This window comes from Pseudomonas orientalis (assembly GCF_022807995.1).
Classification (GTDB): domain Bacteria; phylum Pseudomonadota; class Gammaproteobacteria; order Pseudomonadales; family Pseudomonadaceae; genus Aquipseudomonas; species Aquipseudomonas orientalis_B.
Genome location: NZ_CP094351.1, coordinates 1,761,939 through 1,782,926, shown reverse-complemented (window position 1 = coordinate 1,782,926; position 20,988 = coordinate 1,761,939). Strand labels below are relative to the sequence as shown.

General features: G+C 61.0%; 19 protein-coding genes. 5 read left to right on the top strand and 14 right to left on the bottom strand.

Features of this window, described 5'->3' with window-relative positions:
* Positions 1 to 31 precede the first annotated feature (31 nt).
* Together MRY17_RS07890 and MRY17_RS07885 are read left to right on the top strand one after the other, a co-directional pair.
* A complete protein-coding gene (locus MRY17_RS07890; protein ID WP_243353545.1) occupies positions 32 to 1,513 on the top strand; it encodes a methyl-accepting chemotaxis protein in 1,482 nt (493 codons plus the stop codon).
* Positions 1,514 to 1,659: 146 nt separating this feature from the next.
* Positions 1,660 to 2,022: an Mpo1-like protein gene (locus tag MRY17_RS07885; protein WP_243353544.1), complete on the top strand. Its 363-nt coding sequence runs from the start codon at positions 1,660 to 1,662 to the stop codon at positions 2,020 to 2,022.
* A 3-nt stretch (positions 2,023 to 2,025) separates the two neighbouring features.
* Here the strand turns inward: MRY17_RS07885 and MRY17_RS07880 are convergent, their stop codons facing one another.
* The 3 genes from MRY17_RS07880 to MRY17_RS07870 all read right to left on the bottom strand — a co-directional run bounded on the left by MRY17_RS07880 (position 2,026) and on the right by MRY17_RS07870 (position 3,994).
* Complete coding sequence (locus MRY17_RS07880; RefSeq protein WP_191952967.1) at positions 2,026 to 2,823, bottom strand: acyl-CoA thioesterase; 798 nt, start codon at positions 2,821 to 2,823, stop codon at positions 2,026 to 2,028.
* 89 nt (positions 2,824 to 2,912) lie between these two features.
* Complete coding sequence (locus MRY17_RS07875; protein ID WP_243353543.1) at positions 2,913 to 3,674, bottom strand: CHAD domain-containing protein; 762 nt, start codon at positions 3,672 to 3,674, stop codon at positions 2,913 to 2,915.
* Positions 3,675 to 3,715: 41 nt separating this feature from the next.
* A complete protein-coding gene (locus MRY17_RS07870) occupies positions 3,716 to 3,994 on the bottom strand; it encodes a hypothetical protein (protein ID WP_003238638.1) in 279 nt (92 codons plus the stop codon).
* Positions 3,995 to 4,212: 218 nt separating this feature from the next.
* Here MRY17_RS07870 and MRY17_RS07865 point away from each other — a divergent pair, with 218 nt between their 5' ends.
* Positions 4,213 to 5,250 (top strand): patatin-like phospholipase family protein, encoded by a 1,038-nt coding sequence (locus MRY17_RS07865; protein WP_181285524.1) that lies wholly within the window; start codon positions 4,213 to 4,215, stop codon positions 5,248 to 5,250.
* A gap of 123 nt (positions 5,251 to 5,373) precedes the next feature.
* Here the strand turns inward: MRY17_RS07865 and MRY17_RS07860 are convergent, their stop codons facing one another.
* The 6 genes from MRY17_RS07860 to kdpF all read right to left on the bottom strand — a co-directional run bounded on the left by MRY17_RS07860 (position 5,374) and on the right by kdpF (position 13,427).
* Positions 5,374 to 6,063, bottom strand: coding sequence for a response regulator (locus MRY17_RS07860; RefSeq protein ID WP_181285523.1), 690 nt, complete (start codon positions 6,061 to 6,063; stop codon positions 5,374 to 5,376).
* Between the two features lie 129 nt (positions 6,064 to 6,192).
* Positions 6,193 to 8,844, bottom strand: a complete 2,652-nt coding sequence (locus MRY17_RS07855; protein ID WP_243353542.1) for a sensor histidine kinase — start codon at positions 8,842 to 8,844, stop codon at positions 6,193 to 6,195.
* A gap of 81 nt (positions 8,845 to 8,925) precedes the next feature.
* Entirely contained in the window at positions 8,926 to 9,471 is a 546-nt protein-coding gene (gene kdpC, locus MRY17_RS07850) for a potassium-transporting ATPase subunit KdpC (RefSeq protein ID WP_181285521.1), read from the bottom strand.
* 87 nt (positions 9,472 to 9,558) lie between these two features.
* The gene (kdpB, locus tag MRY17_RS07845; protein ID WP_243353541.1) at positions 9,559 to 11,622 is read right to left on the bottom strand and encodes a potassium-transporting ATPase subunit KdpB; all 2,064 of its coding nucleotides are present in this window, start codon (positions 11,620 to 11,622) and stop codon (positions 9,559 to 9,561) included.
* Between the two features lie 11 nt (positions 11,623 to 11,633).
* A complete protein-coding gene (gene kdpA, locus MRY17_RS07840) occupies positions 11,634 to 13,328 on the bottom strand; it encodes a potassium-transporting ATPase subunit KdpA (RefSeq protein ID WP_181285519.1) in 1,695 nt (564 codons plus the stop codon).
* A 9-nt stretch (positions 13,329 to 13,337) separates the two neighbouring features.
* Positions 13,338 to 13,427, bottom strand: a complete 90-nt coding sequence (gene kdpF / locus MRY17_RS07835; RefSeq protein WP_003218754.1) for a K(+)-transporting ATPase subunit F — start codon at positions 13,425 to 13,427, stop codon at positions 13,338 to 13,340.
* Between the two features lie 414 nt (positions 13,428 to 13,841).
* Between kdpF and eat the strand changes: the two genes are divergently transcribed.
* Both eat and MRY17_RS07825 read left to right on the top strand, forming a co-directional pair.
* Positions 13,842 to 15,206, top strand: a complete 1,365-nt coding sequence (eat, locus tag MRY17_RS07830) for an ethanolamine permease (protein WP_243353540.1) — start codon at positions 13,842 to 13,844, stop codon at positions 15,204 to 15,206.
* 110 nt (positions 15,207 to 15,316) lie between these two features.
* Positions 15,317 to 15,484, top strand: a complete 168-nt coding sequence (locus MRY17_RS07825) for a DUF2897 family protein (RefSeq protein ID WP_110623306.1) — start codon at positions 15,317 to 15,319, stop codon at positions 15,482 to 15,484.
* Positions 15,485 to 15,492: 8 nt separating this feature from the next.
* On the opposite strand, the gene MRY17_RS07820 is transcribed toward MRY17_RS07825, so the two are convergent.
* From MRY17_RS07820 to MRY17_RS07800, 5 genes are all read right to left on the bottom strand, one after another.
* Positions 15,493 to 16,341 (bottom strand): urea carboxylase-associated family protein, encoded by an 849-nt coding sequence (locus MRY17_RS07820; protein ID WP_243353539.1) that lies wholly within the window; start codon positions 16,339 to 16,341, stop codon positions 15,493 to 15,495.
* Positions 16,342 to 16,472: 131 nt separating this feature from the next.
* Positions 16,473 to 16,805, bottom strand: coding sequence for a ComEA family DNA-binding protein (locus MRY17_RS07815; RefSeq protein WP_181285516.1), 333 nt, complete (start codon positions 16,803 to 16,805; stop codon positions 16,473 to 16,475).
* Between the two features lie 110 nt (positions 16,806 to 16,915).
* Positions 16,916 to 18,910: a polysaccharide biosynthesis protein gene (locus MRY17_RS07810; RefSeq protein WP_243353923.1), complete on the bottom strand. Its 1,995-nt coding sequence runs from the start codon at positions 18,908 to 18,910 to the stop codon at positions 16,916 to 16,918.
* Positions 18,911 to 19,003: 93 nt separating this feature from the next.
* Complete coding sequence (locus MRY17_RS07805) at positions 19,004 to 20,032, bottom strand: MraY family glycosyltransferase (RefSeq protein ID WP_243353538.1); 1,029 nt, start codon at positions 20,030 to 20,032, stop codon at positions 19,004 to 19,006.
* Positions 20,029 to 20,988 (bottom strand): UDP-glucose 4-epimerase family protein, encoded by a 960-nt coding sequence (locus MRY17_RS07800; RefSeq protein ID WP_375154684.1) that lies wholly within the window; start codon positions 20,986 to 20,988, stop codon positions 20,029 to 20,031. Before MRY17_RS07800 ends, MRY17_RS07805 begins: the two co-directional genes overlap by 4 nt.

Here is a 20,988-nt window from a genome sequence, read left to right as displayed (position 1 = left end):
AATGCTGTTTCCGCTATCAGAGAAAACCTCCATGGGTGCCTGGCTTAGCAATATCTCGCTGAAGTACAAATTCTGGGCCGTCAATGCGGTGGCTTTCATCACCACCCTGCTGCTGGTGCTGTATGCCGTCCAGCTCGAACAACAGGCGCGCAGCCAGGGGGCCCAGGATTCGGCCAGGGCCCAGGCGCAGTTGTTCAGCGCCTGGCCGGCCGACAAGGCACTGCCCACCGGCGAAAACTGGCTGACCCTCACCCGCGACCAGGCACCACAACGGGCCGGCCAGGACCTGTCCGTCTTGCAAGGCGCCAGCGGCTGGGTCGAGCTCGGTCACCTGCCTTTGTTCGGCATAAACCCGCTGCTGGGCGCAGAGGTCGTCCGCCGCGCCGACGGACAACAGGTCGCCGTACTCGCCTACGCGCCAAGCCTGCGCCAGGTGTTCGGCGAACGCTTCGTCAACTATGCGGTAGCGGTGGCGATCCTGATGCTTGCGATGCTCGGCGCCTCCCAATTGCTGATCCGCTTCCTGCTCAGCCAGCTCAACACCCTCAAGGACGTGATGCTCCATGTAGAGAAGACCGGCGACCTGTCCGCCCGCGTGCCCCTGGCCTGCAAGGATGAAGTCGGGCAGATGGCCAATGCCTTCAACGCCATGCAAGCCGGCTACCAACGGGTGGTCAACACCGTGGCCCGTACCGCCAGGCAATTGGACGAGGGCGCCGCACGCCTGGCCAGCAGCATGAACGAGGTGCAGCACGGCATGCTCGGCCAGCAAAGCGAGACCGACCAGGCCGCCACGGCGATCAACGAGATGACCGCTACCGTCCACCATATTGCGCAGCACGCCGGGGCCACCCGCGACCTTTCGCAAACCGCCGACACTCTGGCCGGCAGCGGCCAGGAAGTGGTCACACGCGTGCAACGTTCAATCGCCGGGCTGTCCACGGGTGTGCAACAGACTGCTGAAATGATCCAGAAACTCGCCGAAGACAGCCAGAAAATCAACGGCGTGGTCGGCGTGATCCACAGCATCGCCGAACAGACCAACTTGCTCGCCCTCAACGCCGCCATCGAAGCCGCCCGCGCCGGCGAAATGGGCCGTGGCTTCGCCGTGGTCGCCGACGAAGTGCGCAACCTGGCCAAGCGCGTGCAGAGCTCTACCGACGAAATCACCCGCATGGTCTCGGCGCTGCAAGCCGGTACCCGCGACGCGGTGGACTTCATGCAGGAAAGCTCATTCAAGGCCGATGACTGCGTGCAGCAGGCCCAGGAAGCCGGCGCCGCGCTCGCGGAAATCACCGGTGCCGTGGCGCAGATGCGCGAGAGCAACACCCAGATTGCGGTGGCCGCCGAACAGCAGAGCCATGTTGCCGAAGAGATGAACCGCGCCGTGGTGAGCATTCGTGATGTAACCGAGAACACCGTGCAGCAGACAGTGGATTCGGCAACCACCAGCAATGAGCTGGCGACGCTGGCGGGAGAGTTGAATAAGGCGATTGGGCAGTTGAAGCTGTAGGTGTCAAGTCCGGGGAGACGTCGCACCGGTTGCGCCGATCTCCTCGGGACCGTCTATGACAGCCATAGCCAGGTTTGATTCGCTGCCCCGCCAACCCCCACCTAAACTCTGTCCAAGTTGTTTCAACGGACAGAGGATTCACCATCATGGGCAAACGTCACCCCAATCTCCCCGCCTGGCAATGGCGTCATTACCCAAAAAACCATCAGCACCCGGCCAACCTGGCGTTGCACCTGATTGCCGTGCCGCTGTTCATCATCGGCTTCCTGTTGATCGTTTCCGGTGTGTTCAGCCTGAGTCTGGTCAGTGTCGTCATCGGAGTGATCGGTATCCTGGGGGGCCTGGCGTTGCAGCGTCACGGCCATAGCCTGGAAGCCCAGGCCAGTGAGCCGTTCAGCGACCGTAAAGATGCGGTGCAACGCCTGGTGGTCGAGCAGTTCGTGACGTTCCCGCGCTTTGTCCTCAGCGGTGGCTGGTGGCGTGCCTGGCGTCAGCGCCACCCGCGTTGAGCGTCAGGCGAAGACCACCACGGTCTGGCGGCTGAGGGCGATCAAGTCGCCGGTCGGACTCCAGAGCGCGGCGGCGGCATGGCCGTAGCCGTCGCGGGCGTGTTCGATGTTGACGTGATATTGGCACCAATCGAGTGTAGTCAGGCTCTGCAGCGGCTGGATGAACTCGATGGTCCAGGTCAGGGTGCTGCCCGGCGCCGGTTTGTTCAAATGCGGGAGCAACGCCGGGGGCCACGCATCGACCAGTGCGAGGATATGCGCCTCGGTCAGCGGTTCTTCCTTCACATCTCCACGCAAACGCACCCAACCGCCCATGTCGCGGGATTTAGTGCCGGTGAACGGCAGGCCGCCGACACTCCAGCGCATTGCCAGGTGCCGCATGAATTCGGGCGTGACGCCTTTGATATAAGGCAGTTCCTGGCACTCGTCCCACTGTTTGAACACCGGGGGCGGCTCGCTCGCCACGTCGATTTGCGACTCGCGGGATGCACCGAAACTGGCCTGGACCAGGGTCGCCACTTCACCGTTCTGCACCACACGGCCCAGCAATTGGCTGACGGCCTTGCCCTCGCGCAACACTTCAACTTCATAACTGGCCGGCACATCCGGCGCTACCGGGCCCACGAAAGTGATCGCCAGTGAGCGCAGCGGCCGGTCTGCCGGCACTTGCGCCCGCAAGGCCTCGTATTGCAAGGCGGCGACCAAGCCACCAAACGTGGCGCGGCCCTGGCCCCATTCGGCAGGAATGGTGACATCCAACGGGTGACTGCGAGCAGCGTCGAGCAAATCACTAAAGCGCATGGCGATCTCACATCAAGCAAACGATGAGGGGATCTTAACCATCCGCCCCGCCAGGTACAGCGCCTATTCCGGCCAAAAGCCGGACCGGTTCAGAAACAATCCGCGCCGAGCTTGTCCAGCACTCGATCCGCCCGTGCCTCGGCCTTGACCATGGCGGCACGCCAGGTCGCAATGCAGGGCTGCAGGTCAGCCTGGTGCTCGGCCTGGAGCAGCCATTGCCAGCAGTCATGCCAATCACCCAGAGCGCCCTGCGCTTTTTTCAAAGCGGCCATGGCGCGGACCGGCAGCTTGTCCAACTCGGGATAGGCTTCGGCTGCGTAGCGCACGCGTTTGATCAGCAAGCGCAAACGGTGGCGATCATGTTCTGGATCTTTGAGCGCGTGCTCAAGGGTTTTCCATTGCTTGGCCAGACGTCTCTGGATGCGCGAGCGCAGGCCCTTAAGCAATTTCTGATGTTGGGAGGCACGGATAAACCGTGGAAACGCATCGAGGATTTGCAGCAGGTGGGCCAGTTCCGGGCTTTGCGCAACCTGACGATAGGCCCCAGGTTGCAGGCGCAGACGTCGCTCAGCCGCCTCATGATGCCCGTGCTGGTGCAAGTACGCTGCCAGCACTTCGCGGTCACGCAGCGGTGTGGTCAATTGGCCGACCGTGCGGGCGGCGGATTCAAGCTGTTCGACACCCGGCAACCCGCGCAAGGGCCGCAACAGGCTGCGCAGGCGGCGTACGGTGGTGCGCAGATCGTGCAGGGCTTCACCGTCGGTGACGGCGGCAAGACGAGCCTGACAGCTCAGTAACCCTACTTCCAGGCCAATGACCTGAGCGACTAACTGATTGACCAGCACTGACATCCTGCCCTCCCTTTGCATTGAAAACCCTGCGCGTGGCTGAATCAACGCCCGGCGCGTGACTCACGAATATAGAAGCGCGCCTTCTCGGCCTTGTTGGAGCAACCTTCGAACGCTTCGAATTGCTGCTGGGTCTTGGCGCCCGTCAACAGCGACAGCGCCTTGGAATAGCTCACGGTGCCGGCGAAACCCTCGGCCTTGGCCAGGTCCAGTTCTTTCCAGGCGGCATCCAACTGGGACCCGCAGCTGTCGCGATACGCGGTTTTCCCGGCACAGCCGGCCAAGGCCAACAGGATCACAGGCACACACATCCAGGCTTTCATTGATGACACCTCAAAATATACAAAATCTGTCGTAGCCTGTAGACGATGCCTACAGGAAAAAGTGCCTTGTCCCTAGCCTGAAATCGGTACTGCCCATTGCCAGAGCATACCCGAGCCTTGTGGCGATTCTGGAAAAATATTATCAGGGCTCACCGAGGATTGAAGCCGCCCCCTGGATGGGTGCATTGTGGGCACCTGTTTTGCGAAGGATCGGGGTCATGAAGAAACGTGTTGCCTTGGTACTGGGCTCCGGCGGAGCCAGGGGCTACGCCCATATCGGCGTGATCGAAGAAATCGAACGACGCGGCTATGACATCGCTTGTATCGCAGGCTGCTCGATGGGCGCCGTGGTCGGCGGGATCTACGCCGCCGGCAAGTTGGACGAGTATCGAAACTGGATCGAAAGCCTGGATTACCTCGACGTATTGCGCCTGGTGGATGTGAGCTTTCGCCTGGGCGCGATTCGCGGCGAAAAGGTGTTCGGGCAGATCCGCAAGATCGTCGGCGAAATCACTATCGAAGACCTGCGCATCCCCTACACCGCCGTGGCCACCGACCTCACCAACCAACAGGAAATCTGGTTCCAGGAAGGTTGCCTGCACCAGGCCATGCGCGCCTCGGCAGCGATTCCCAGCCTATTCACGCCGGTGATGCAGGGCAATCGCATGCTGGTGGACGGTGGTTTGCTCAACCCGTTGCCCATCGTGCCGGTGGTGTCGAGTCATTGCGACTTGATCATTGCAGTCAACCTCAACGCCACCAACCAGAAGCACTATCATCTGCCGGTGATCCAGCGCCCGCCGGCCTTCAAAAGCCGCTTCAACAGCCTGGCGAAATCATTGGGCTCGCACCTGCCGTTCCGGCGCAAACAGGCCGAGCAGTTGATGAAGCTCGAGCAGGAAGCCTTGCAGGCCCAGGCCGCCGAGATCAACCCGTGGCTGGAGTCGGCCGAGCCGGAATCCCAGCAACCCGCCGCGGCGCCGGAAAAGCCCGGCGCTCCGAGGTCTGCCACAGGCTCGTTCATTATCGACAATGTCGGGCCGGCCTCACTGCTGGACCTGATCAACCAGAGTTTCGAAGTGATGCAGACGTCATTGGCACAGTACAAGATCGCCGGTTACCCGCCGGATGTGCTGATCAACGTGCCAAAGCGGGTCTGCCGGTTTTTCGAGTTCTACAAGGCGCCGGAGTTGATCGCGTTGGGGCGGGAGATTGCCAGTGATACGCTGGATCGCTATGAGAGTGAGCAGGCCTGAAATTGCGGGTGTCTGAGCGGGCCTTATCGGGGGCAAGCCCCCTCCCACATTTAGATTTGTGAATACATTCAAAGTGTGGGAGGGGGCTTGCCCCCGATAAGGCCGGTCCGGACAGCGGTAAACTCAAGCCCCCAGCAACCGATACCCCACACCCGCCTCAGTCACGATAAACCTCGGCTGCGCCGGGTCATCCGCCAGCTTCTGACGCAAATGGCCCACCACAATGCGCAGGTAGTGGCTGTCTTCGGTGTGAGTCGGCCCCCAGATATCCTTGAGCAATTGCTGCTGGGTAATCACCCGCCCCGGATGCCGCGCCAGTTGCGCCAGCACCGCGTATTCCTTGCGGGTCAGTGGCACTTCGGCGCCGTCGAGCAGTACGCGGCGGTAAGCCAGGTCCACGGTCAGCGGGCCGAAACTCAATGCGGCCTCCTGAGCCTCCCCCGCCGGTGCATGACGCAACAATGCGCGCACGCGGGCGAGAAACTCCTGAATGCCGAACGGTTTGGTCACGTAGTCATTGGCGCCACCGTCAAGGGCTTCGACCTTCTGCGCTTCGCTGGCCCGCACCGAGAGCACCAATACCGGCACCGTCGACCACTCGCGAAACTCGCGCAGCACCTGCTGGCCGTCCATATCAGGCAGGCCCAGGTCCAGCACGAGCAAATCCGGTTTGCTCAATGCCGCTTGAGCCAGGCCTTCGTTGCCGGTGCCGGCTTCGATCACCTTATAGCCTTGGGAGGCCAGGCTGATGCGCAGGAATTTGCGGATCTGCGGTTCGTCATCAATGACTAGAATTGTCGCGGTCTGGCTCATGGTGTCTCAGTTAAAATCAATTAAAAACCAACCCATGCAGGAGCGAGCTTGCTCGCGAAAAACGTCTGGCGCCGCGTACATTCAGGAAGCCATCTTTATCGTTAACGACCTTCGCGAGCAAGCTCGCTCCTACAGGTTTTGCTCCAGGGCAGGTTGTGCCGGCAATGGCAGAAACAAGGTAATACAGGTGCCCCGCCCTTCAATACCGTCGGCCACACTGATGTGCCCACCGTGGGCGCCGACCATCCCCTGGCAGATCGCCAGCCCCAGGCCGGTGCCCTGCCCGCCGCGATCACCGCGCGCAGCGGTGTAGAACATATCGAAGATCTTCGCGCGTTCGTCCTCTGGAATTCCCGGTCCCTCATCGGCGACGGCGAAAAACACTTGGCCGTCCGACACGCCGGCGCTCAACTGCAAGCGGCCCTGGGGCGGCGAAAAGCGCGCGGCGTTTTCCATGACATTGACCAGCGCCTGCTCGATCAACGCCGCATGCACATAGAGCAACGGCAGGTCCGGCGGCACATCGGTATTGACCTGCAAGGGCGCCAGTACGGCACGCAATCGGCCAAGGGCGCTGCCGACAATATCGCCGGGCGACACCCAGTCGCGCGCCAGCTTCAGCGCGCCGTGGCCCAGGCGAGTCATGTCCAGCAGGTTCTGGATATAGCGGTCGAGGCGCTCGGCTTCATCGCGGGTGCCTTCAAGCAATTCGCGACGGTCCTCCAAAGGGATCGCCTCGCCCAGCGCCAGCAGGCTGTCGATACTGCCGCGCATGGAGGTCAGCGGCGTGCGCAAATCATGGGAGACGGAGGCGAGCAAGGCGCTGCGCAGTTGTTCGGTTTCACCGTGCAAACGCGCGGACTCCAACTCCTGCGCCAACTGCGCACGCGCCAGCGCCTGGGCCAACGGCTGGCTCAGGGCGATGAGCAGGCGACGGCGTTGGCCACTCAACGCCGTGCCGGCTTTCGCGCTGACGCCCAACAAACCCAGCGGGCCCTCTTCACCCGACAACGGCCACCACCACCAGCGTCCAAACGGCAAGGTGCCGGTGCCCATGCCTGCCGGCTGGTCGTGTTGCCAGGCCCAGTCGGCGGCGGCACGCTCGGCTTCGTTGAGGGTCAGCGGGCCGCCGGTCTCGATCGTCCAACCGCCCTGGCCATCGCGATTGACCAGGCACAGATCCAGGTCATTCCAGCCTTGCAGGTGGTGAGCCGCCGCACTGACAACCGCCTGGCGATCCGTGGCGGCGGTGAGCTTGCGTGACAGGTCGAGCAGCTCGCTGGTTTCTTCCTGAGTATCGCGCAGCGCCTGTAACTGCCGACGCTGGCGTGCGGCCAGGTTGCCGGTGAGCGCCGCCATCAACAGGAAGAACAACAGCGTGAGGACATCCTCTTCACGCTGGATGGCGAAGGAGAAATTCGGCGGGATAAACAGAAAGTCGTAAGTCATGAACGACAACGCCGCGCACACCAACGAAGGTCCCAGGCTGCTGCGCACCGCCACCAGCAGCACCGCAGCGAGAAACACCAGCGAGATATTCGGCAACGGCAGGACGCTGGACACACCCCACGCCAGGCCCGCCGCGACAAGGGTGGCTACCAAGGCCAGGCCGTAGTCGAACCAGCGCAGCCCACGCACCTCCGACAAGCGCGGCGTCGCAGGGATATCGTCGCTGTCGAGCACGTTGATTTCCAGGCCCCGCGCATTGCGCAGCAAGCGTGCGGCGAGGCCGCCGCCGAACAGCCGTCGACGCCAGCGCATGCGCGACTGCCCCACCAGCACCAGACTGGCGCGGCGCTCGGCGGCATGCTGGATCAACGTTCTGGCCACCTCGCCGGCCCGCAGCAGCACCACCTCACCGCCCAAGCGTTCAGCCAGCTGCTGGGCATTTTGCAGGCGCAGCCGCGACTGTTCATCCCGCGCGCGGCCGTTGTCGACATGCACCAGGCTCCAGGGCAAATGTCGGCGCTGGGCGACCCGACTGGCATGGCGTACCAGGCGTTCGGCGTGTGCGTCACCATCGACCCCCACCAGCAGACGGCCACGTACCGCGGGCGCGGCTTGGCCGAGCTGACGGTAACCCTGGGCCAGATCGTCGTCGACATGGGCGGCAGCGGTCTGCATGGCCAGCTCGCGCAGGGCCATCAAGTTGGTCTGGGTGAAAAACGCATCGATGGCCGCACGCGCCTGTTCCGGCACATACACCTTGCCGTCGCGCAGGCGCTCGAGCAATTCGCGGGACGGCAAGTCGATCAGCAGCAGTTCGTCTGCCTCTTGCAGCACCCAGTCCGGCAGGGTTTCACGCACCTGCACGCCGGTGATGCCACGCACCTGATCATTGAGACTTTCCAGGTGCTGGACGTTGACGGTGGTGAACACGTCGATGCCGGCCGCCAGCAGTTCCTGAATGTCCTGCCAGCGCTTTTCATGACGGCTGCCGGGGGCATTGCTATGGGCCAGTTCGTCGACCAGCACCAGCTTGGGCCTGGCCGCGAGCAGGCCGTCCAGGTCCATTTCTTCAAGCATTACGCCACGGTATTCGCTGCGCAACAGCGGTTGCTGCGGCAAGCCGCTGAGCAAGGCTTCAGTCTCGGCGCGGCCATGGGTCTCGACCACGCCGGCGATCAGACTCACGCCCTGGCGCAGTTGAGTATGGGCAGCCTGGAGCATGGCGTAGGTCTTGCCTACGCCCGGCGCGGCGCCGAGGAAAACTTTGAGCCGGCCACGGCCGTTGCGGGGCAGATCGGCTAGCAGGGCATCGGCGCGGCCGGAGTCGCTCATGCACGGGGGTCCTCAGGTGTCTAGGTAATCAGGCTCAATGGATGTCAAATGTGGGAGGGGCAAGCCCCCTCCCACAGGGGTTCAGAGTTTTTCCAGGGCCATGTTCAGGGCCAGCACGTTTACTACGGGCGGGCCTACCAATGGGCTTTCGATGTGTTCATCCAACAGCCGCTGCAAGGTCGACACCGGTACATTTCGCGCTGCCGCCACTCGCGCCAGTTGATAGGCAATTGCCTCGGGTGGCAAGTGTGGATCGAGCCCGCTGCCGGAGGTCGTCAGCGAGGCCAGCGGTACCGGCCCCTGGCCTGGCACTGACTGTTTGCTGGCATCCTCGAATATGCGAGTCGCCAAGGCCGGATTGCTCGGGCCCAGGTTACTGGCACTGCTGGAGACGGTGGCAAAGGCACCGGCTGACGGGCGCGGGTGAAACCAGCTGTCGCCGGTAAAGTCCTGGGCGATCAGGCTGGAGCCGCGCACCTTGCCGCCGGCGTCGCGCACCAGACTGCCATTGGCCTGGTCGGGGAAGGCCACTTGCGCCACGCCGGTGACTACCAGCGGATAGGCCACGCCAGTGATCAGGGTCATGAGTACCAGCAGGCTCAGGGCTGGGCGGATGATGTTGGACATTTCAGACTCCTCAGTTCAGTGATGCGGGGACGCGGAGCGTCCGGGGCGGCATTCCCACGCGGAGCGTGGGAACGATCGACCGCAGGGTTACACCAGATGCAGCGCCGTCAGCAGCATGTCGATTGCCTTGATGCCCACAAAGGGCACCAAAAGCCCACCCAGGCCGTAGATCAGCAGGTTGCGTCGCAACAGTGCCGCCGCGCTCGCGGCCTGCACGCGCACGCCACGCAGCGCCAGGGGAATCAGCACCACGATGATCAGCGCATTGAACACGATGGCCGACAGGATCGCGCTCTGCGGGCTCTGCAAGTGCATCACGTTGAGCACGCCCAGTTGCGGGTAGATCGCGGCAAACAGCGCCGGCAGTATCGCGAAGTACTTGGCCACATCGTTGGCGATGGAAAACGTGGTCAGTGCGCCGCGTGTCACCAGCAATTCCTTGCCGATCTGTACCACGTCCAGCAGTTTGGTCGGATCGCTGTCGAGGTCGACCATGTTGGCGGCTTCACGCGCGGCCTGGGTACCATCGTTCATGGCCATGCCGACGTCGGCCTGGGCCAGCGCCGGGGCGTCGTTGGCGCCGTCACCGCACATGGCGACCAGGCGGCCGTCGTTCTGTTCATGGCGGATACGCGCCAGTTTTTTCTCCGGCGTGGCTTCAGCCAGTACGTCATCCACGCCGGCTTCAGCGGCAATCGCGGCGGCGGTCAACGGGTTGTCGCCGGTAACCATCACGGTACGAATACCCAGCGTGCGCAGCTCGGCGAAACGCTCGCGGATACCGGGCTTGACCACGTCTTTGAGATGGATCGCACCAAGCAATTTGCCATCGGCGCACACCAGCAACGGCGTGCCGCCACTCTGGGCGATCTTATCGATCTCCCGCGACAGCGCCGGTAACAGGTCGCTGCGTTGCTGGCCGATAAATGCCAGCAGCGAATCCACCGCGCCCTTGCGGAAGACGCGGCCCTGATAGTCGACGCCGGATAAGCGGGTTTCAGCGCTGAACGGTACGGCGATCAGTTGGTCCAGCGTCGGCTCGGCCTGGGGGTGCAAGGCGCGCAGGTACTCGACGATGGACTTGCCTTCCGCCGTGTCATCGGCCAGGGAGGCGTACAACGCGCCTTCAGCCACTTCCCGGCCACTGACCCCGGGCGCCGCAACCACGGCCGAGCAACGACGGTTGCCGAAGGTGATGGTGCCGGTCTTGTCCAGCAGCAACACATGCACGTCCCCCGCCGCTTCCACCGCGCGACCGGACTTGGCGATCACGTTCAGACGCACCAGTCGGTCCATGCCGGCGATGCCGATGGCCGAGAGCAAGCCGCCAATGGTCGTGGGAATCAGCGTCACCAGCAGTGCGACCAGAAACACCAGGGGCAGGCTGCCATTGGCGAAGTGAGCGAACGGCTGCAGGGTGACCACCACCAGCAGGAAGATCAGGGTGAGGCCGATCAGCAGGATATCCAGCGCAACTTCGTTGGGGGTTTTCTGGCGTTTGGCGCCTTCCACCAGCGCGATCATCCGGTCCAGGGTCGACTCGCCGGGGTTGGCGGTGATGCGGATCAGCAGCCAGTCCGACACCAGGCGGGTGTTGCCGGTGACGGCCGAGCGGTCGCCGCCGGACTCGCGGATCACCGGGGCGGATTCGCCGGTGATCGCCGCTTCGTTGACCGCGGCGATGCCTTCGATCACCTCGCCGTCGCCAGGAATCATTTCGCCTGCGGCGACGCGTACCACATCACCTTTGCGCAGGCTGGTGGCCGGTACCACCTTGAAGCTGCCGTCGGCCTCTTTGCGGCGTGCGCTCAACCCTTCACTGCCGGCCTTGAGGCTGTCGGCACGGGCCTTGCCACGGCCCTCGGCCAAGGCTTCAGCGAAGTTGGCGAACAGCACGGTGAACCACAGCCACACCGCGATTTGCACAGCCACGAAGGTCGGCACGGTGGTGTCGGGCACAAAGCACAGCACGGTGGTGAGAATGGCGGTCAGCTCGACCACCAACATGACCGGAGAGCGTTGCAGTTGACGCGGGTCCAGCTTGACGAACGCCTGGACCAGCGCCGGGCGCCACAACGCAGAGATCGCGGTTTTGGCGGGCTCCTGAGTGCGCGCTGGGGCAGCATTTTTTACAGACATGTTCATTCTCATATCCCCTTGACTTAGAAGCCCATGCTCAGGTGTTCAGCAATCGGACCCAGCGCCAGTGTCGGCAGAAACGTCAGGCCACCCACCAGCAAAATGGTCACGGTCAACAGCGTCACGAACAACGGGCCGTGGGTCGGGAAGCTGTTCTGGCCAATCGGCGCGGTCTTCTTCATCGCCAGGCTACCGGCCAGGGCCAGTACCGGGAGGATGTAACCGAAACGGCCGATCAACATGCCGAGCCCGAGCATCAGGTTGTGAAACGCGGTGTTGCCGCTGAAACCACCAAACGCCGAACCGTTGTTGGCACTGGCCGAGGTGTAGGCGTAGAGCAACTGGCTGAAACCGTGGGGGCCAGGGTTACTGATGGCTCCGGCCGGGCCCGGCAGACTGGCGGCGATGGCACCCAGCACGAGCACACCCACCGGCATGACCAGCAGGGTCACTACCAGCAACTGCACTTCCTTGGCCTGAAGCTTCTTGCCCAGGTATTCCGGGGTGCGGCCGATCATCAGGCCGGCGAGGAACACCGCGATCAACACATTGAGCAACATGCCGTACAGACCGGCACCGACGCCGCCGAAAATCACTTCGCCGACCATCATGTTGACCAGCGCCACCATGCCGCTCAGAGGGTTGAGGCTGTCCTGCATGCCGTTGACCGAACCGTTGGACGCCGCAGTGGTGGTCACCGACCACAGCACGGTGCCCGTAGTGCCGAAGCGCGTCTCCTTGCCTTCCAGCGGCGCGGTCTGCTCCACGGCCGGGTTGTTCAGGGTCGGGTTGGGCTGGTACTCGGACCACAGTGACGTCGCGCCGCCAATCAGGAACAAGGCCAGCATGCACGCAAGAATCGCGCGGCTCTGACGCAGGTCTTTAACGTAATGGCCGAAGGTGAACACCAGGGCGACCGGGATGAGAATGATCGACGCCACTTCGAAGAGGTTGGCCCACGCCGTCGGGTCTTCAAACGGATGCGCCGAGTTCACCCCAAAGAAGCCGCCACCATTGGTGCCCAGTTGCTTGATGGCAATCTGGCTGGCTGCCGGGCCCAGCGGGATGACTTGATCCACACCTTGCATCGTCACGGCTTCAACGTAATGGGCGAACGTCTGCGGCACACCCTGCCATACCAGGAACAGCGCCAGCACCAGGCATAGCGGCAGCAAGCCGTAGAGGGTGGCGCGGGTCATGTCGACCCAGAAATTACCCAAAGTCGTGGTGGATTTGCGACCGATCCCACGGCAAAGCGCGACCAGGACGGCCAGCCCGGTGGCGGCACTGACGAAGTTCTGCACGGTGAGGCCGACCATCTGGCTGAGGTAGCTCAGGGAGGCTTCGCCGCTGTAGTTCTGCCAGTTGGTATTGGTCATGAAACTGACCGCTGTGTTGAACGCCAGCGTCCATTCCTGGCCCGGCAATTTCTGCGGATTGAGTGGGAGATAGTCCTGAAACAACAGGATGGCGAACAGCAGCAAGAAGCCCGCGAGGTTGAACGCGAGCAACGCCAGCGTGTATTTCTGCCAGCTTTGCTCCTGTTGATGGTCCACGCCCGAAAGGCGGTAACAGGCTTTCTCCACAGGCCCCAGCACCGGCGTCAGCCATGTGCGCTGGCCTTCCATCACCTTGTAATAGAACCGCCCCAGAAACGGTGCCGGCACCAGTACCACGGCGAAGAAAGCGATGATCAGCCAATAGTCATAACTGTGCATAGCCCGCTCCTAGTTCCGATCCGCGCGTAACAGCGCAACCAGCAGATAAATGAACAGCGCCACGGCCAATAGCAGTGACACCCCGTCCAGAACGCTCATGGAAGTTTCTCCGTTTAACGGCGAGTGCCGCGTGTGAGGCCATTGTCCGCAGGAGCGGTGTAAAGGAACGAGAGCGACGCAGGGCGCGGGGCGTAAAGATGGCGTAAAGAGTGGCTTTATGCGGGGTTTACGGGGGAATTGGCGGTGACTGAGAGGGCCTCATCGCGGGCAAGCCCACTCCCACCTTTTGATCGCGTTTTTTCCAGGCCTGACGCGGTCCACTGTGGGAGCCGGGCTTGCCCGCGATGGCGGCGGTCCAGGCAATACCGCCCCTATCTGGTGCACGCCAGGCCGCATTCAAACGCTAAACCGTCTCGCAGGCGACATAGGCGCCGCTTTGCGACAGGTTTGCGTAGCCTGGCATAGCCACTGCAACACCCTGAATCATTCCAACCGTTCAGGGAACTCATCACAATGAACACACAACTCAACCCCACCTTGGGCACCCTCCATCTATGGGGTATCGCCGTCGGGCTGGTGATTTCCGGCGAATACTTCGGCTGGAGCTACGGCTGGGGCGTAGCCGGCACACTGGGCTTTCTGGTGACCTCATTGATGGTCGCCGCGATGTACACCTGCTTCATCTTCAGCTTCACCGAACTGACCACCGCGATTCCCCACGCTGGCGGCCCCTTTGCCTACAGCCGCCGCGCCTTCGGCGAAAAAGGCGGCTTGATTGCCGGCCTGGCAACCCTGATCGAATTCGTCTTCGCGCCGCCCGCCATCGCCCTGGCCATCGGCGCCTACCTCAATGTGCAGTTTCCGGCACTGGACCCGAAACACGCCGCCGTCGGCGCCTACATCGTGTTCATGGGCCTGAACATCCTCGGTGTGAAACTCGCCGCCACCTTCGAACTGGTGGTCTGCGTGCTCGCCGTCGCCGAACTGCTGGTATTCATGGGCGTCGTCGCCCCGGCGTTCAGCTTCAGCAACTTCGCCCTGAACGGCTGGGCCGGCTCCGACACCTTCGGCGCCCCGGCGATTGCCGGCATGTTCGCCGCGATCCCCTTCGCCATCTGGTTCTTCCTCGCCATCGAAGGCGCGGCCATGGCCGCCGAAGAAGCGAAAGATCCCAAGCGCACCATTCCGAAAGCCTACATAAGCGGCATCCTCACCCTGGTGATCCTGGCCATGGGCGTGATGTTCTTCGCGGGCGGCGTGGGCGACTGGCGCACCCTGTCAAACATCAACGACCCGCTGCCCCAGGCGATGAAAACCGTGGTGGGCGAAAGCTCCGGCTGGTTGCACATGCTGGTGTGGATTGGCCTGTTCGGCCTGGTGGCGAGCTTTCACGGCATCATTCTCGGTTACTCGCGACAGTTCTTCGCCCTGGCGCGTGCCGGTTACCTGCCACCTTTCCTGGCCAAGCTGTCGAGATTTCAGACACCCCACCGCGCCATCATCGCCGGTGGCGTGGTCGGCATTGCCGCGATCTACAGCGACGGCCTGATCAACCTGGGCGGCATGACCCTGACCGCCGCGATGATCACCATGGCCGTGTTCGGCGCCATCGTCATGTACATCATGAGCATGCTCAGCCTGTTCAAATTGCGCAAAACCGAACCGCTGCTGGAACGGACTTTCCGCGCACCGGGCTACCCCGTCGTGCCGGGCATCGCGCTAGTACTGGCCGTGGTATGCCTGGTGGCGATGGCCTGGTTCAACACACTGATCGGGCTGATTTTCCTTGGTTTCATGGCCGCAGGTTTCATCTACTTCCAACTCACCGCCCAAGACCGCGCCGATGCGCCGGCGGATGCGATGTTAACCGGGTTATAAGGTGGCGAGGCAGAACGGGCCTACACTGAACTACTCAGAACGCCCGTAACTCAAAGCAGTTATTACCGTGGGAAAATTCTCCCTCGGCAACCTGCCTCAAGGAGAGCCTTATGCCGTGGTATGCGTGGTTGATTATGGTAGTTGCGATCGGATCGATCGTCGGTGGGTTGATGATGCTGCGCGACAGCGCCAACAAAGTGGAACTCACCGACGACCAACGCAAGCGCGTGGCCGAACGCAATGCGCAGGCGGATGCCAAGGATGCGCAGGATCGCTGAACCTTGGGCTACTCCCAAGCCGCCTTGGTAATCTGCAACCCGTGCTGCCCTTTATAGGCAGCACGTTCGGGCTGACTCCAGCCTTCAAGCAGCCCCTCCTCCAAGGTGTAAATCTCGACGCCCAACGGACGACACACTGTCAATGGATCCTGCGCATCCGGCCCCCACATCGGCAGCGACAAATCCCCACCCGGACACGTCGACAGCGCGCACAGCAAATCAATCTCGGCGAAAAACTCCAGGTAATCGCCCTTCTGCGCCGGACAGGCTTTCATAAAGTACATGTCATCGTGATTAAGCCCGGTGCACTGGAAAATATTCAGCACGTCGTGCACATCGAATTCCGTCAGACCGTGGGGCAATACCGCACGGGTCAGGTTCGAATGGCAATGATGATGAAAGTCCTCACCGGTAAGCATGCGGTTCACATACGGATCGCAGCGCGTACCAAGCAAATCGTGCAGACGCCCGCCATGCTCATCTATGCCGTAGCCTGCCAGGCTGTCGTCAGTGATGGTGACCAGTGGCCTCAGGAAAGGAAGGTTCGACCACAAGCGGTCGTGAGTGCTGACATGGGCACCTTGAAGTTGCCGAGTGCGAGCCGCCCAGAGACGCTCGCGCGGATCATTGGCGTTCCACACGTTGAAATCCCCCACCTGCGGACCCACCGGAGTGGTCACGCGAAAGACATGCCCGGCAGGGACTTTCCATGCCCTGCCCGTGCGGATCGGTACCTCGAACTGTTCGATCAGAGTGCGCTGGTCCTGGCGATCCCGAATACGCTCGTAGAACGCCGTATCCACCTGTAATGCCGAACCTTTACTGACTTGGTAGGCGGCCGGATAGTCTTTATACACGGGGCAATCCTCCATCAAGAGTGACTGTTGAACAATCGATGATCTTGAGGTAACCACATTTCATGCCAGGGCGCGCTAAAAACGCACATGATAAAAGGCCGATCAATGATCGGCCTCCCGGGCTGTGCCCTTTAGTTGATCACCAGCCTGTCGCGATTCTTTTCCAGCAAGGCCTTGCCAATACCCTTTACTTCCAGCAATTCGTCCACCGCCGTGAAGGGGCCATTGCTTTCGCGAAAGGCAACGATCGCTTTTGCCTTGGAGGCGCCGATACCGAACAAATCGCGTCGCAGGGTTTCTGCATCGGCCGCGTTGAGGTTGACCTTGGCGGACTGCTCGGGTTTGGCCATTTGCGCGGAGATGGGGGTCGGGACTTCAGGTTTGGCGGATGGCGCTGCGGTGGTGGCGACAGAGACGCTGGCGAGCAAGGCGAAGATAAGGGAGGAAACGTAGGTGTTCAGCATTGTGAAGCTCCATGACATCGGTAAGAGAAAAGCAGCTTTTCCGAAGCTGCTTTTCTAACTTAGGCGATGGTTGGAGAGTGTCAAAAATGGTTGAGTAACAGCGTGTTAACTCAGGGCTCCAGGCGACGTTGCTGATAGATCCAATCGACGATTTCGCCGTCGGGTGCATAGCCGCTGACCGTATCGCGCAGCAGTTGACGGACACGGGTGTAGTCATCCTCGTCAACCGCAGCAAGCAGCTCAGAGAGCTTGCCTTTAAGTACTTCCCATGACAGATGATCTTCGTTGGCACTCATGATCATCGGGTGCCGGGTCGCAACGACGTTGTCACCAATCAGCAACTCTTCGTAAAGCTTTTCGCCAGGACGTAAGCCCGAGAACTCGATGGCAATATCACCATGGGGATTCTTTTCGGAACGAACGCTCAGGCCGGAGAGATGGATCATTTTTTCGGCCAGCTCGACAATCTTCACCGGCTCGCCCATGTCCAGCACAAACACATCACCGCCAAGGCCCATGGAGCCTGCCTGAATCACCAACTGCGCAGCTTCAGGGATCGTCATGAAGTAACGAGTGATCTTGGGGTGGGTGACCGTCAATGGGCCGCCAGACTTGATCTGCTTATGAAACAGCGGGATCACTGAGCCGGAGGAACCCAGTACATTGCCAAAACGAACCATCGTGAAGCGGGTTTTATTAACGCGTGAGATGTTTGATTTATCGCCGAACAATACGGGAGCCAGTTCATGACTGAGCGCCTGCAGGGTCATTTCGGCCAAACGCTTGGTACTGCCCATGACGTTCGTCGGGCGTACGGCTTTGTCCGTAGAGATGAGAACAAAGTTGGAAACGCCAACTTGAAGTGCAGCCTGGGCAGTATTCAAGGTGCCGATTACGTTGTTGAGCACACCTTCTGCGATGTTGTGTTCAACCATCGGTACATGCTTATACGCTGCGGCATGATAAACCGTATCCACGCGCCAGGTTTTCATCACATCCAGCAGTTTGGACTGGTTACGCACAGAGCCGAGGATGGGCAATAACTTGACCGGCAACGACTCACGAACGACGCGTTGTTCAAGTTCCGACAAGATGTTGTAGAGATTGAACTCACTGTGTTCGAACAGCAGCAGTGTCGTCGGACGCAGCGCCAGAATCTGCCGGCACAGCTCGGAACCGATCGAACCGCCTGCGCCCGTTACCAGAACAGTCTGGCCCTTGATGCAGTGCTCCAGGAGCTCGTCTTGAGCAGGTACGGTATCGCGGCCCAGCAAGTCGGCGATGTCGACTTCCTGAATGTCGTCTACCTTGACGCGACCACTGGCCAAGTCCATGAAACCCGGAACGCTTCGCACATGCAGCGGGAAGCCTTCGAGGAAACCGAGGATTTCACGGCGGCGCCCGCGATTGGAGGACGGGATGGCCAACAGTATTTCCTGGGCGCCGGTGGTATCGATCATGCGCTGGATGTGCTTGGCCTTGTACACCTGCAGACCAGAAATGACTCGATCAGTAATGCTCTCGTCATCGTCGATGAAAGCCACAGGGCGCATCACCCTGCCCATCCTCAACGCCGCGACCAATTGATTGCCCGCTGCGCCCGCGCCATAAATGGCAACCCGCGGCAGACCATCTTCCCGGCTGGTGAACGGAACATGCTGAGCTGCCGTGAACCAGTCCCCCAGGAAATATTGGCGCATCGCCAGGCGCAGCCCGCCCACCATAATCAGGCTGAGCCACCAATAGTTGAAAATGATCGAGCGCGGAACCACGTTCTGGTGATTGCTGTACCAATATACGACGACACCGAGGATCAGCGATGAAAGGCTGACCGCCTTGATGATCGCAATCAGCGCATCGTTACCGAAATACCGCATCACCGCTCGGTACATTCCAAAGCGAATGAACAGGGGTATCGCCACCACAGGCGCCGCGATAAACAGCCAAAGGTGGGCGATGATTGGATTAGCCATTTCATCGACGCCCAGCCGTACGACGAACGCAAGCCACAATGCGGCCCAGACCACCAATACATCGGTGCTGACCTGAATCAGCCGCTTTTTCCGTCGAGGCAAACCGACCAAGAACGCCCGTAACTTATCCATAACCCCTTTGAACACCTCTGTACGTTCCAATGCGTAATGCTGCAAAGCCATCCACGGGCTTCTCAGGACTTGCTGACCGCCTACGATAAACCTTTACTTTTCCACTGCCATAATCTCGAGTTCGCCGGCACGATATTTTATCGCCAGCGCGATCAATGGCAGGTAGGCAATAAGCAGCGCCCAGGTCCCATCCCATCCGTTCAAGACTACACCTGCCGCAATAGGTAAAAGCCAAAAAACGTTGATGACCGCAACTGCCAGGGTCACTGGCAAGTGCTTGCCATACTTGCGGGAGGCAAACTGATAAGCGTGACTGCGATGCGCTTCGTAGACCTTGTCACCACGCACCAACCGACGAACGAGCGTACAGGTCGCGTCGACCACGAATACGCCAAGCAAAATCAACCACGCCCAGAAAAAATCCGACTTGACCCAGGCAGCCTGCAACGAGAAGAACGCCAAGGTAATGCCAAGGAAACCACTACCCGCATCGCCCATGAAAATCCTGGCCGGTGGAAAATTCCAAACCAGGAACGCACCCACTGCCGCCGCCAGCAACAAGGGGAGCCAGATCATCTGCGGGTAACCACCCAGGGCATAAAGCAAGCAGGCACCCAGGCACGCGCAAATGGCTTCCACACTTGCGATACCGTCAATTCCGTCCATGAAATTGTAGAGGTTGAGCATCCAGACGATATAGAAAGCCGCCAACACATTACCGACAACCCCCAGATCCAGGGTCCATCCAAACAGGTTCAGCGGCGCAAGTCCGTTGATCCAGAACAAGGCCCATGCCGCAGCTGAAAAGTGCCCTGCCAAACGCCAGCGAGCCGCAATGTGTCCATGATCATCCATAAAACCCAGCACAGCGACCATAACGCCGGCGCCTCCCGCTGCGACGAGCGAAGGCCACGCGACCAGGTCAAGCCACCCGACGAGCGGGAGTACCGCCAGAAAGGCCAGGACAATGGCTACTCCTCCGCCCCTTGGCGTAGGAACAGAATGTGAACTCCGTGCGTTCGGTATATCAATGATGCTTCGAGACAACGCATATCGCCTAAGCACGGCGGTCATGACAAACGAAACAAACGCAACAACCGGAACGATCCACCAATAACTCATGTGTTTTGACTTTCCATATAAGCAGACGCAGTAACCTTGAGTGCGTCATCAACCGACAGCGGAGGCGTCCAGCCTAAAAGAGTACGCGTCTTCCCGATATCGACCTGCAAGGAACCGCACAACCGTTGGGACAGGCTGCGCTTGCCCAGCATGATTGCGGCTGTGCTCAGCAAAGAGGCCGGAACCGGAAGAAGGCGCGCGGGCTTGCCCAGCGCAGACGCCATTTTGCGTAACAACACAGTGGTGGAAAGATCCTCGCCATCACTGACCATGAATACCTGGTTGGCGGCGGCTGGATGACTGATACAGGTAATCGACAGATCAACCAGGTTATCCAGCGCGACCAGACTGCGCGCGTTGTGTATGGCCCCGAAAGGCAGTGGCACGCCTTTGTGCAGCCAACGCATCATGCTTAGAAAGTTGGCCTTCACGCCCGGGCCATAAACCAGCACCGGGCGGATGATCACCACTTCCATTCCCGTCGCTGCAGCCAGTTCCAGGAGACCTTGTTCGGCCTCCATTTTTGATATTCCGTAAGGGTCCGACGGCGCTGGCGGCTGGTCGGCGGTATAAGGCGCGCCCGAGGCAGTGCCTTCACCGTTGACCTTGATTGAACTCAGGAACACAAAGCGTCGCACGCCGGCCCTGGCCGCTTGATGGGCCAACGCCAGGGTGCCCTCGACATTGACCCGGCGAAAAGCTTCAAGCGGATCGGCCGCAGAATCGTTCATCACATGGACACGGGCCGCGCAATGAACAACCGCGTCCACCCCTGTCAGAACGGCTGAAAAATCAGCTGTTGCCAGGTCATCGAACCGGACCACTTGATCGGCGTCAGAGCACGAAAACTTCGGGTCTCTGACAGCAACAGTGACTTGAACATCAGGACGAGCGGATAACACTTGGACCAACCGGCTACCAACAAACCCAGATGCTCCAGTCACAAATATGCGCAC